The organism is Bacillus sp. FSL K6-0972 (assembly GCF_037976035.1).
GTDB lineage: Bacteria > Bacillota > Bacilli > Bacillales > Bacillaceae > Bacillus > Bacillus haynesii.
Map to the genome: position 1 here is coordinate 3,564,508 of NZ_CP150260.1, position 12,778 is coordinate 3,577,285.

At 48.9% G+C, this 12,778-nt stretch carries 11 protein-coding genes; all 11 read right to left on the reverse strand.

What is annotated here, in order from left to right:
• Positions 1-5 precede the first annotated feature (5 nt).
• Positions 6-1,013: a 4-hydroxythreonine-4-phosphate dehydrogenase PdxA gene (pdxA, locus tag MKX80_RS18265; protein ID WP_154998307.1), complete on the reverse strand. Its 1,008-nt coding sequence runs from the start codon at positions 1,011-1,013 to the stop codon at positions 6-8.
• Positions 989-2,329 (reverse strand): four-carbon acid sugar kinase family protein, encoded by a 1,341-nt coding sequence (locus MKX80_RS18270; RefSeq protein WP_268334912.1) that lies wholly within the window; start codon positions 2,327-2,329, stop codon positions 989-991. The genes pdxA and MKX80_RS18270 overlap by 25 nt, the downstream gene beginning before the upstream one ends.
• A 20-nt stretch (positions 2,330-2,349) precedes the next feature.
• On the reverse strand, positions 2,350-4,134 hold the full coding sequence (locus MKX80_RS18275; protein ID WP_268351776.1) for a sigma-54-dependent transcriptional regulator: 1,785 nt from the start codon (positions 4,132-4,134) through the stop codon (positions 2,350-2,352).
• A gap of 152 nt (positions 4,135-4,286) precedes the next feature.
• On the reverse strand, positions 4,287-5,465 hold the full coding sequence (locus tag MKX80_RS18280) for an exo-alpha-sialidase (RefSeq protein WP_182070081.1): 1,179 nt from the start codon (positions 5,463-5,465) through the stop codon (positions 4,287-4,289).
• Positions 5,465-6,868 (reverse strand): sodium:solute symporter family protein, encoded by a 1,404-nt coding sequence (locus MKX80_RS18285; RefSeq protein WP_182070080.1) that lies wholly within the window; start codon positions 6,866-6,868, stop codon positions 5,465-5,467. Before MKX80_RS18285 ends, MKX80_RS18280 begins: the two co-directional genes overlap by 1 nt.
• A gap of 69 nt (positions 6,869-6,937) precedes the next feature.
• Positions 6,938-8,107, reverse strand: a complete 1,170-nt coding sequence (locus MKX80_RS18290; protein WP_268332721.1) for an iron-containing alcohol dehydrogenase — start codon at positions 8,105-8,107, stop codon at positions 6,938-6,940.
• Positions 8,108-8,111: 4 nt separating this feature from the next.
• Positions 8,112-9,014, reverse strand: coding sequence for a 4-hydroxy-tetrahydrodipicolinate synthase (dapA, locus tag MKX80_RS18295; RefSeq protein WP_268343135.1), 903 nt, complete (start codon positions 9,012-9,014; stop codon positions 8,112-8,114).
• Between the two features lie 187 nt (positions 9,015-9,201).
• A complete protein-coding gene (locus MKX80_RS18300) occupies positions 9,202-10,485 on the reverse strand; it encodes an ABC transporter ATP-binding protein (RefSeq protein WP_268343137.1) in 1,284 nt (427 codons plus the stop codon).
• Positions 10,478-11,542, reverse strand: coding sequence for an iron ABC transporter permease (locus MKX80_RS18305; RefSeq protein WP_154995198.1), 1,065 nt, complete (start codon positions 11,540-11,542; stop codon positions 10,478-10,480). Before MKX80_RS18305 ends, MKX80_RS18300 begins: the two co-directional genes overlap by 8 nt.
• Positions 11,505-12,455 carry an ABC transporter substrate-binding protein gene (locus MKX80_RS18310; protein WP_182070076.1) on the reverse strand — a complete coding sequence of 317 codons (951 nt, stop codon included), beginning with the start codon at positions 12,453-12,455 and terminating at the stop codon, positions 11,505-11,507. The genes MKX80_RS18305 and MKX80_RS18310 overlap by 38 nt, the downstream gene beginning before the upstream one ends.
• Positions 12,456-12,565: 110 nt before the next feature.
• The gene (locus MKX80_RS18315; protein WP_261763380.1) at positions 12,566-12,694 is read right to left on the reverse strand and encodes a hypothetical protein; all 129 of its coding nucleotides are present in this window, start codon (positions 12,692-12,694) and stop codon (positions 12,566-12,568) included.
• Between the last annotated feature and the right edge of the window lie 84 nt (positions 12,695-12,778).

Consider the following 12,778-nt stretch of genomic DNA (forward strand, 5'->3'; position numbering starts at 1 on the left):
CTTTTTTATGCAAGGCGCTCACGCGTACCGGACAGCATGATCGCCTGTCTCACCGCTTCTTCTAAACTGGCAGGATCGGCTTTGCCGGTTCCCGCAATATCAAAGGCTGTTCCGTGGTCAACACTCGTACGGATAATCGGCAGGCCGACTGTAATGTTCACACCTGCTTCAAGGCCAAGCACCTTAATCGGGCCGTGTCCTTGATCATGATACATCGCCACCACTATATCAAAGTCGCCTCTCACTGCTCTGAAGAAAAGCGTGTCAGCGGGCAGCGGGCCGAATGCCTGTATACCTTCACTTTGTGCGCGTTCAACGGCAGGGACAATTTTCTCTTCCTCTTCTCCATGTCCAAACAAACCATTCTCACCGGCGTGAGGGTTAATGCCGCACACGGCGATTTTAGGCTGCGGAATACCTGCGCGAATGAGCGTGTCATGCGCCAGTTGAATTGTCGTGTACACCCGTTTCGCATCAATGAGATGAATGGCGTCAAGCAGACCGACATGGGTCGTGACATGGACCACTTTCAGGTTCGGTGCAGCCAGCATCATCGCATAGTCCTTTGTTTGCGTCAATTCCGCTAAAATTTCGGTATGGCCCGGGTACATGTGCCCCGCTTTATGGAGGGCTTCTTTATTTAAAGGCGCTGTGCAAATGCCGTCAATCCGCTTCTCGTTGGCAAGGGCAATCGCCGTTTCAAGATAGCGGAACGCTGCATTTCCCGCTTCAGCCGACACCTCGCCGACTCTCAGATCATCTGTCAGCAGCTGAAGATCCAGGCAAGGAATGACGCCGGGCTTTACATCAGCTGCCTCTTCCGGCTCGCTGATTTTTACAATGTCTGCGTCTGAGCCAATGAACGTCTTCGCTCTGTTTAAAATGCTGTAATCCCCAATCACAAACAATGTTCCGTTTTCATGCAAACTGTTTTGCTCAAATGCCTTGATGATAATTTCCGGGCCGACACCTGCCGCATCCCCCATCGTCAACGCAATGATTGGTTTTGCCATCTGTCTTCCTCCTCTAAATTTCTCAGCACCTCAACGGCTCTTAGAACAGAATTGGTTTGACCATAGGCGCCCGCCTTTGTCACCGCATATATATCTGTGTTGAGCAGCTTGCCGAGCGGTATGCCCGCTTCAATTTCACCAAGCAGCTGAATGCCGTCTGCACCAAGCTCGTTACAAATCGCACGCGCTGTGTCTCCGCCTGTCAAAACGAGGCGTTTTAACCCTGTCATCTTGACGATTTCAGTTGTAACTGCACCAAGAAAACGGGAGAGCCGTTCGCCTACAGTCTGCCGGTCAAGGCCTTGGCTTCTCCCAAAAGCGATGATGCGCTGCACAGTTTCCGGCTTCGCATCAGTATAAAGCAGAACATCTTTCCCTTGATGAGCCAGCACTTGATCGAGCGCGCGCTTCTGCTCCCGTGCTTCACATCCATTTAATACGTTCAGCGGATTAATGCACACATCAACGGGATCCTGCTGCCCTCTTAAATATGCGAGCTGTCCATTTGTTGTGTTCGATGCACTGCCGGATACGATCATCACCGGCTCATTCCGTCTGTCTGTCTTGAGCGGCTTCTTTCTGACATGCGGGGCGAGTGCACCGGCCAGTCCGGCAGCGCCGACCCATAATATGGACTGGCCGCTGTTCATGAACACCTGCACGATGCGGCGCAAATCCTCATTTGTCTCTGCATCGCAGACAAACCATTCATGCCCTCGGGCTATCCACGATTTAAGGTCTTTCTGCACTTGTTCATCAGGTTTGCGAAGCGTTTCGATGCCTACCGCTTTTGGCAGAATTTGCGTCTGCCTGAAAAGCAATTCAGCGATCCGTGATTCTGCAACCGGTGTTTTCGGATCAATGGCTGCTTCAGTTTCATGGACAGGCAGCCCATTGACATAATGCACGCCATCCACAGTAATCCGCCTTGCATCAGGAAAAGCAGGGGCGATGACCGCTGCATCAAAACGCCCCAAATCCATCAGCGCTTTGATTTCGACCCCGATGTTTCCCCTTAATGTGGAGTCAATTTTCTTTAAAAAAAGGTGTGATTCAAGGTGTGCGAACGGATGCGATGCTGAACTGACTTCTTTGTAAGCCTCGCTCGGCGACGCACCGCGCGTATCCGTATCTAAAATCATGACATCTTCTTTGATATCCGCTGGATTTGCACCGGACTGGTCAAAAAGAACAGCTGCGCTCAGTCCGGCTTTAACAAACTGAACGCCTGTGTCATTGGCACCCGTCAAATCGTCAGCGACAATCAATATTTTTCGGCTGATGTCCGCTCCTTTTTTGCATCGTACGTTTGTCATATCGACACCTCGGTCTCATGCTATTCTTTCAGTTTTCTCCACAAGGTGGTGCGGTTGATATTCAATCGCTTCGCCGCTTTGGATTGATTCATATTCTCCTCCTGCAGCACCGCATGAATGATGCGCCGTTCGATGTCCTCAAGCGTTCCTTCCAAATAGCCTTTTAAGCTCTCTTCCTTGTTCTCGTTGGACAGACGGTCAAGCTGCGGTGCGGCTTCAGCCAATGTGATATATCCGCTTTTTACCGTCAGCACAAGCTCTTCAAGTAATCGCTTAAACTGCCGGACATTCTCCCGAAATGTCTGCTTGTGAAACGCGTCCATCACCTCAGGCGCAAGTCCGACCACTTGTGTGCCATAAGCTGAATTAAATTCAGCAATAAACAGTCTGCTCATGTCCTCCATGTCTTCCACCCTCTCTGATAACGACGGGACATAGAGCGTCAATCCTTGTAAACAGCTGTATAAATCAGGGTCAAATCGCCCTGCTTTCATTTCTTCAAATAAGTCGGCAGATGAAGAGGCGAGCCAGCGGATTTGCTGATCCGGCTTCATCCACTGCACGAAGAGATCATGCTGGACTTCGAGCGGCAGATGCTCGACATTTCGAAGAAAAATCGTCCCGTTCTGAACAGCCGGAAGGTCTTTCAGCAATGCGTACTCTTTCACCTTGCTGCAGTGAATGGTCACAAACGTATGCTGCTGCCGAGGGCTCATTTGATGAATCGCAAAGGCGAGATCTGATTTACCCGTTCCTTCCTCTCCGTACAGTAAAATAGGTTTATGCGTCTGGCTGAATGCCTGCGCTTGCTGAACCGTGTCCCTCATGGACCTGCTTTGTTGTGTAAATGATGAAAATGGCTGCAGTGAATGTACGGGCGCTGCAAGCGACCATGCAAGATGCCGATGATCACGGCAGAATGACGCTGATTGTTCAATGGCAATCAGCAGCTCCCCTTTTGAAAGAAGGGAGCCTTTCATATGCCAGACAACTTCTCCTGTTTCTAATTGGAAATACCCGCTTTGTTTGCCCTCTCTTATTGACTGTACGGCAAAAGCCAGCTCTTCCCACCATTCATGGATGGCATCGGCAGGTGCTATAGGTTCAAGAAGCCCCTCATTAATCCAATTTTTCACCGTTTTGTTCACAAAGCGGATCCGGCTGTTGTCACCAATAACGAGCATCCCTTTTTCTTCCTGATCGATCATCTCTCTAAACATCCGCTGCTCCTCGGATGCCTCCTTAAAGAGCCGGTACATTTGCTTTGCACTGTGAAACGCTTCTTTAACGGATTCACGGCCGGACGTGATCAGCATGCTTTGCATACCCAGCTCCTTTGCCGCTTTATCGGTAATGACGTCTCCCAATACAATTTGTGTTCCCTGCTGCTGAATGTCCCTCAGCAGATCCCATACTTCCATTTCTTCTTTAATCGTATATAAATCAACTTCTATTCCGAAAAGCTCGCTGATGGTGCGAACCCCTTGGGTAATATTTTCAAAGCCGACGACGGCTGTTTTTCCTTGATAATCTTTGATGAGCGTCAGCGCCCGCAGCAGATCATACCCGGAAACAGGGATATCCACGACAGGGATGTGCACGTGTTGCTGAATGAGCGAGGCTGTACCTCCGCGGCTCATAATAATATCGATTCCCTGCGATTCAGCTTGTTCTGCAATCGTAACGCCGGAGCGCAAATCGCCGACCTCCAGCTGAAATTGAATGTCTTGTTCTTCCTTCGCGAGCTCTGTCAATAAATCCCCTAAGCCTTTATACGGCGCAATGCCAAGCACTTTAATTTTCATGAAATGGATCCCCTCTTTCATTCTCTCTCAGGTCAAAGAGACAGTGAGGGAGTCCGTTCAAACGATTGGGACAGCCCCCTCGAACTTAAATTATAAATGATGCGATATAGGGATACAATTCATTCCAGTGCCGCGCGCTCGTTCAAACGGCTTTATTCCTGGCCGGCTGAGGCCCACGTTTTCGGGACACGTACATATTTAATCGCCTGACGGTAGTACGTAAAGGCAATATGCAGATCACCATCTTTCCCCTGCTTGATCGAGGGATAGGAAAACTCGCGGTTAAGCTTGTCTTTTGAGTTGTTCGTCATCGCATAACCATCGCCGACTTCGATGTTTCTTTTGACAGGCCATGTGATGCCGCCGTCCCGTGAAAGCGCCAATGTCATCGGCGCCCTTGGCGCTCCCCAGAAGGCTGGACGCGCTTCTGTGTCAACACCTGTTCTTGTATCATCCTCATCCTCAATTTCATCGTATAGAGATGCTCTTCTTTCGGTCGTTTCATTCGCATTCATATGATTGTATACGAGAGCAAGCGTCCCATCTTGAAGCGCTGTAAATTGAATCGAAGAGTTGTTGTTCGGCAGCTCGGTCGGCTCGGGCTCTGACCAGGTGCGGCCGTTATCAATAGACCGGCTCACATAAATCGAGTCTGCAAAACGGCTCCTAAACAGCGCAAGCAATGTGCCGTCTTGCAGTTTTTCAATATTCATATGAACACAACCAGTACTGCCCGGCACCTTCACTTCCTCCCACGACTTGCCTTTATCAGATGAAATTTTCACCGCGCTGATGTCACGGTTTCCAGTCCATTTCACGCCCGGCAGAGTGATGCAGTAAAAGACGGGCAGCAGCCAATCGCCGTTATCCAGAACAATGAGCGGCTGGCGGATAAAAGTCCCGGCTTCGCCAAACAACGTACCAATCTCGCTCCATGTCCGGCCTCTGTCATCCGATGTCCGGTATCTGACAACCGCTGTATCCTGATTGCCGGAAAGCTGCGCCGTATACATAAGCCAGAGCCGGCCGTCAGGCTCTTGGAAAAGCACAGGGTTTTGTTCGGAGCGGGAAGGATCATCTGACAGCTTTTCTGCCTGTGTCCACTCACCGCTTCCTTTTTCAAGCCTTGACATGAAAACCGATATATCCGGGATGCCTTCCTGCGTTCCACCAAACCAGACGCACAACAGATCGCCATTATCCAGCTCCAGCAGGTTGGCTGCATGGTTTTGCGGGCAGTCTGTCGGCAAAAACGCATCCTTTCTGGCCGAGTCGGTTTTATTTTCTCTGATGCGCCCATCTATCGGCAGGGAAACTTCACTTTGTTTCATCACAATTCCTCCTCCACATTTGACTCTTTTTTCGCAGGTGAGCTGATCAGACGGTCTAATACGAGCACAATAAACGGAACAATGATGGCGATGTACATGTTATCGATGCCAAACGGATTGTCCAACAAATACCATACCGTCGTCGATATGCCGGAAAGCGCCAAGCCAATGGTTGCTCCGCGGTTTGAATTAAAATATGGCAAATAAAAGCCCATCGCCGCTACAACGGCAATTGATGTCCGAAGCGCCCTCGTAAAGAAAGAAAGCGTTAACAATTCCGGTGCCAGCGCAACCCCGAGCAGCGGAATAAAACCGACGATAATAGAAACATATCTCGTGATTTTCATGCGCTGTTCCGGCGTTGGTTTTGCTTTCGGTACATAAAAGTCATCAATGATCAGCGTCGTTGTCGCCAGCGCAACCGTCGAAACGCCAACGAAAATAGACGCCACAAGGGATGTCGCCACAACCGCGCTCAGCACAGGATTCATGTGCTGCATAAACACCGGGAATGCGTAAATTGGATCAATATCCGGGTACAAATACCGTGCAGCAACGCCGATGACTCCAATGGCAATCGCAAGCGGCAGACAAAGCAGCGCTGCATACAGTGTCGACTTCTTTGCATCTTTCTCACTTTTCGATGAGGTAATAGCCTGTATAATAAACTGAGTCGCAAAAATCGCCCCCATGTTGCCGATAAACCAGGCGCCGATTGTCCCCCATCCGATACTGCCGTCCCAAGTGAAGAAATGCTCCGGCAACTGCTGCGTCATCGGCTCCCAGCCTTTTGTCAAATAGAGTGCAACCCCTAAAGTGATAAGAACTCCCGCATATTTAACAAGAGAATGCAGAATCGTCACCCAGGCAACGCCTTTCATTCCGCCAAACGTAAAATAAAAGGTACTGACAATCGCTGTAATGATCGCACACGTCATCAGCGGAAGACCTAAAATAGACGAAATGGCCGCCGATCCGCTTAAATAGTTTCCAAGATTCACAAGTAAAAGGGCCCCAATCATAATAATAGAAACGACAAGCTTGGTCGAACGGCCAAACTTTTCACTAATAATCCCAGAGATCGTATATTGGCCTGTTTTATAAAATTTCCCTACTAAGAAGTAGGAAAAAATAAAAAACGCAATCGAGACCGTTACAATCGACCATGAAGCTGCCAAACCATGTGTATAAGCTGATTCAGCGGTCCCGATTGTCGATTTGGTGCCGATGAATTCACTCATCAGCAGAATGCCGACAACAATCGCCGGCAGCGTTTTGGCAGCATTGTTGAATTCCGAACTGGATTTACTGCGAAACCGCATCGTCAGCCATGTCGTAAAGAGAATGTAAACCACAATCACTGCCAAAATAAACGTTATGACCGAAGCGCTTAAGACATCCACCCAAACTCCCCCTTTGTTTGTGAGCCTCTTACAGGCCCATGGTGAAAACCATATACAGATCCCGGCAGCCTACATATCCAGCAATTTCAAATAGACAGCTTCAATCTCCGCAATGGTCATTTGCTTTGGATTGTTATCCATGAGCCGTTTGACGTCGGCTGCCGCCTCAGCAAGCGATGGCACATCCTCTATTGATACCCCGAATGTCTTCAAATTTTGCGGAATATCCAAATCGGCGGTCCACTCTTCAATTTTCCGTATGACCTGCTCTGCTTGGCTGGCCTTCGAACCTTCTGACTCGATTCCAATCACGCCAGCCACATCCGCAAGGCGGTCAGTCACATGATCCGCATTAAAGGCCGTTACATGCGGAAGCAGCATTGAATTGGCTACACCGTGCGAAATTTTGTATTTCCCCCCGAGCGGATAAGCCATCGCATGAACCGCCGCTGTTCCTGCGCTTGTCAAGGCCATTCCCCCATACATGGCGCCAATGAGCATTTTTTCTCTCGCCTCCAGGTTATCTCCATGATGGTAGGCCTCCTGAATACTGGAGGAAATCAGTCTCATCGATTCAAGCGCAAACATGTCGCTGAATGGATTTGCTTTGTTGGAAATATAGGATTCGAGTGCGTGTGTAAATGCATCCATTCCGGTTGCAGCTGTGATCGCCTTTGGAAGACCGGTCGTCAAAACCGGATCTAAAATTACAAGCGACGGCAGCAGAAAGGAACTGACCATACCAATCTTTAATTCTTTCTCCGGGAACGTCACAATCGCATTCGGCGTCACCTCTGACCCTGTTCCGGATGTTGTCGGAATCAGCACAAGCGGAACGCCGGGCTTTTCAACGAGATTTGTGCCAATCAAAGCTGAAATCGGTTTTTCATTTGTTTTCAGAACAGAGAGGATTTTGGCCGCATCAAGCACACTGCCTCCGCCAATTCCTAAAATCGCGTCATGGCCTCCTTTAGAAAAAAGCTGAAAAACCTCTTCGATATTTTGTTCCGTCGGTTCAGGCTGTATATCCGTGTTGATTTCACTTGAGATGCCTTTTTCGGCAAGTATGTCTTTGATTTGGTTTGCATAGCCGAGAGAAACGATCGACGGCTGAGTTAAAATAAACACCGAACGAATCTGATTCAATCCGATCTGATCTAAGTGATCACCAAGCAAATTGAGTGAATGTGCACCAGCCTCAATTCGGGCGGCCGTTTGAAAATGATAAAGCGTCTTCATAACCTCACTGCTCCTTTGCCAGTTTTGCTACAATTCCGTAGCCTTCCAGCATCTTTTTCACTTTTAGTAACTGCTCTCCCGACAGCTCTGCAATCGGACTTTTAGGCGGTCCGACGTCGATGCCGGCAAGCTCCGCTGCTTTTTTTAGCGGCGCCGGCAGTGAACCGAATGAAAACGTATCACGAAGCCGCTGCAGTTGCTGTTGATAATGCTCGCTCTCTTCAATGTTTCCTTGTTTAAAAGATTCATAGATTGAAACAACGGTTTGCGGAAGCACATTGGCTGTGGCAGCTACAGCTCCTGTTCCACCCGCCTTCAATGTGTCCAAAATCAATGAATCGGTTCCTGCCAGGACGGAAAAGGACTGTTCCTTTGTACGCTCAAGATACGCCTTAATATTGGCGAAGCTGCCGCTGCTGTCCTTAATGCCGATGATGTTCGGCAATGCCGCCAGCCTTTCAACCGTTTCGGGCTCCAATGATAAGCCTGTTCTCGCCGGAATGTTGTAGAGCAGGACAGGAAGCGCGACATTTTCAGAAATCGTCCGGAAATGCTGATACAATTCCTCCTGTGAAGGTGCGACAAAGTATGGCGTAATAATCGAAAGAACATCCGCTCCGATATCCGCCATTTGATTGGATAAGGAAATGGTCGCCTCAGTACTGTTTTCTCCAGCTCCGATGAAAACAGGCACTCGTTTATTAACCGCTTTTACAACTGTTTCAGCAATTTGAAGCTTTTCCTCTTGCGAAAATAAATGAAATTCGCCATTTGTTCCTAAAGCAAAAATGCCATGGACGCCTGAATCAATTAAATGATTCACCAGCTTTTCTGCTGCACCCGGATGAAAAGCCTGTTCTTTTGTAAGCGGTGTCAGTATGGCAGGGATAATTCCCTCTACTTTCAAGTGGCTTCGCTCCCCTCTGTTGCATTTTTAAACAGAAAAATAGTAAAACGCTTTCACAAACTTTATTATAAAGGTGTTATGATTCATTAAGCAACACATTTTTTTAGATTTGGGATAAAAGAATGAAATCTTACCTTCAGCTGATGCGTTTTAAAACAATAAAAAACCTGTCCAAAGACAGGTCAAATTAATCTTTTAAAGCTTTCACACAAGCCGCTGTTTTATTTTGAATTTGTGTCAAAAAAGCGGTTTGATCCGCTGCCCGGCCGGATTGAGTGGCCGCTACAAGCACATCACTGCACAGCACATGGTGCTGGGCTGCGGCATTTGCTGCAGCGTTTATCGCCTTCACAAATTGACCATCTTGCAAACAGCCGTCAACTAACACCCACATGATCAAACGCCCCGCCGTATCTTTCATACCGACGATGCAAAGATCACCGCTTTCCGACACAATATGACAGTCAGCCAATTCAGCATCATGTTGGATAAACAGCGTTTCATCTTCAAAGGCTGACAGGTCATGCGGCCATCCAGAGTTATTTTCGCTTACGAAAACAAGTTTTCGTCTCCAAGCAAAGCCCCCTTCAGAGGACAGAAGACGGAGCGGGCGGTCTGCCAAAAATGCGATGCCGTGCGGCAAATATAGTTCAATTCGCTCTTTTAAAAAGAGAGGCTCGGTTTTCTGCGGGATGGTTTTCGCCTTGATCGTAAACTGCGGATTTTCACGCTGAGGATGGTCCAGCGCTGTGATACCCGTATCATACACTCGTCCGATACGCTCGGCAGAAAGGGCAGCTTCCGGGCGGTCAAGAACTTCCGCTTTTCCATCTTTCAACAACAGCAGGCGGTCACAGTATAAACTCGCAATATTCACATCATGAAACACCCCGACCACTGCGAGTTTGGATGCAGCCGTTTCTTGTTTCATTAAATCAAGCAGACTTTTTTGAAATGACAAATCGAGAAAACTCGTCGGTTCATCAAGCAGCAAATATTCGGGTTCCTGGGCAAGTGCCTGCGCTAAATACACCCGCTGCTGCTCTCCCCCGCTCAGCTCATGAATGGATTTCTGGGCGAAGCGAAGTGTGTCTGTCTGCTTCATCACCCTCTTCACGATATCATGGTCTTCCGCTGTCACCTGCCGAAAAAGGCCTGATTGATACGCGTAGCGGCCAAACTGTACCGTTTCCTCCACTGTAAAGGAAAAGGCCTGCTCCGTTTTTTGAGGAAGGACCGCCATTTTGCGAGCGAGCTCCTTCGTTTCGTACGCCCCGACTGAACGGCATTCAAGCAGCACCTCGCCGCTTCGAGGGGGAATTGTTCCCGACAGCATTTTCAGCAAAGTCGTTTTTCCGCTGCCGTTCGGACCAAGAATTCCTAAAAATTCACCCGGCTTTACAGCAAAGCTGATGTCCTGTAAGACATCCGTTTTTCCATAGCCGCCGGACACACGGATGACATCAATCATGAACTCGCCCTCCCCTGTAGCGCCGAATCAAAATAAAGCCGAAAACAGGTGCTCCTACCAATGCAGTAATAATGCCGATCGGCAGCTCGGACGGCTCAATGATGGTTCTCGACAAAAGATCTGACAGCACAAGGAACGAAGCGCCGTTCAGCATCGAGAGCGGCACAAGATGACGGTGATCCGTAATCGACAGAAGCCGGATAAAATGCGGAATGACGAGGCCGACAAAGCCAATGGTTCCAGACACAGCAACCGCACTGCCAGTTAAAATAGCTCCCGCCAACAAAACGACATATTTACTGCGCTTCACATTCACGCCGAGGAGTCTCGCTTTTTCCTCGCCATACGTCATCACATTCAGTTCTCTCCCGCTGATCAAAAGCGCGGCAGCGCCCGCAGCAAAAAAGGGCAGAAACAATGCGACATAGCCCCAGCCCCTCATCGATACGCTGCCGAGCAGCCAGTGGACGATCGGTTTTAAATCATCGCCGGTCAAAGCGATCATGAGAGAAATAAGCGCACCCAAAAACGAACTGAAGATGATCCCTGTTAAAATCAAAGCGGACAAGGTCAATGAAGGGTGTACCAGCCGCGCAAAGAACAAAACCAAAAAAATCACGACAACAGCCGCGGCAACGCTTAAAAACGGCAATGTAAAACTTCCGATCACCGGCAGCTGAATCCCAAAAAACAACGTGACCACTGCACCGACGGCTGCGCCTGACGAAATGCCGAGCGTATACGGATCTGCGAGCGGGTTTTTCAAAAGCCCTTGAAACCCGGCCCCCGCTGCAGCCAGACCCGCGCCGACAAGAGCGGCCAATACCACTCTCGGCAGCCTGATTTTCATGATGATGTTCGCCTCCGTCGGATCGGGATTTAACCCTTGAATACCAAACCATTCGTCCAAAAAAACCTTGATAATAGAAGGAATGGGAATCTCCAAAGATCCGATAGAGATTCCCATAAGAACAGCTGCCGACAAAAACATCAGGCTGAAGGCATATGCCGCGATGCGGTTATTTCTTAAAAACGTCAGGGTAAATATGTTCAGCAAGCTCTTCGACCCCTTTGATCAATCGCGGCCCCGGACGGGTCACGAGGTCAGGGTCCACGTCGTATACTTCGTTATTCTTGACGGCTTTTATACCGCTCCAGCCGCTTCGTTTTTTAATTTCGCTGACAGCGGATTCACCGTTTGTCGTCACGATCGCATCGGGATTTAGCTTGACGATCGCTTCTTCCGTTATCTTGGCCCAGCCTTTCTGCGCGGAAGCGGCATTTTCCGCATGGATCGCTTCAAGCATTTCATCCATAAAGGTGCCTTTTCCGGTCGTATAAATGTCCGGAGCCGGAGACACTTCAACAAACACTTTCTTTTGACCGGCTTTAGATATGCCTGCAGCTTTTTCTTTTATGTCAGCCAGGTCAGATTTCATGCTCTTGACCAGGCTCGCTGCTTGATCCTCTGCGCCGGCAGCCTTTCCGATCATTTCGATCGACCGGTACGCCTCTTCAAAAGAGGCCGCATCATTTACAGTCACCACCGTAATTCCTGCACCTTTTAGCTGCTTCAGCCCTTCTTCGGCACTCTGCATGCCGGAAGCGTGGGCCAGAACCAAATCGGGGTTTAACGAAATGATTTTTTCCGTGTTAAATTCCATGCCCCCGATTTTTTCAACGTTTTTCACTTCTTTTGGATATGTATCAAAATCCGTCACGCCGACGACTTTTTTTCCCAGGCCGAGGGCATATGTAATTTCGGTATTGCTCGGCATCAGAGAGACGATTTTCTTCGGTTCTTTTTCAATTTTGACCTCTTGCCCTGAGGCATCTTTTATGGTGACCGGAAACGCTTCAGCCGCCTTCTCCTGTTTTTGCTGGTCTGCCGGTTTTTGCGCTTGACCGCAGCCGCTAAGGACGCCGGCGGCCAACAGCAGTGACAGCAATAAAAGCCCTAACTTCTTCATCCTGCTTCCTCCTCGGGATAAAATAAAAACATCTCTACTCAGTAAAGATGCAGCAAACCAAGAACGTACAAAAAAGTGCACATCGTTTATACCGCATCTGTCCTTGCAGATTACGCGGTCATCATCCAGGCGGTTATTCCGGCTTTTGGTTCATCGCTCCCGGCCTGTCCGAACTGCTCGCGGAGCTCTCGCCGGCTTCCCCTCTTAAGCTGCTGATCGGCAGCACCTTTCTGACTCATTCGTATCCTAATTTCGGAATTATTATACTATAATCGACACAGGTCTGTATATGAGATTCTGAAAAGGAGATTTTCAACCGAAAA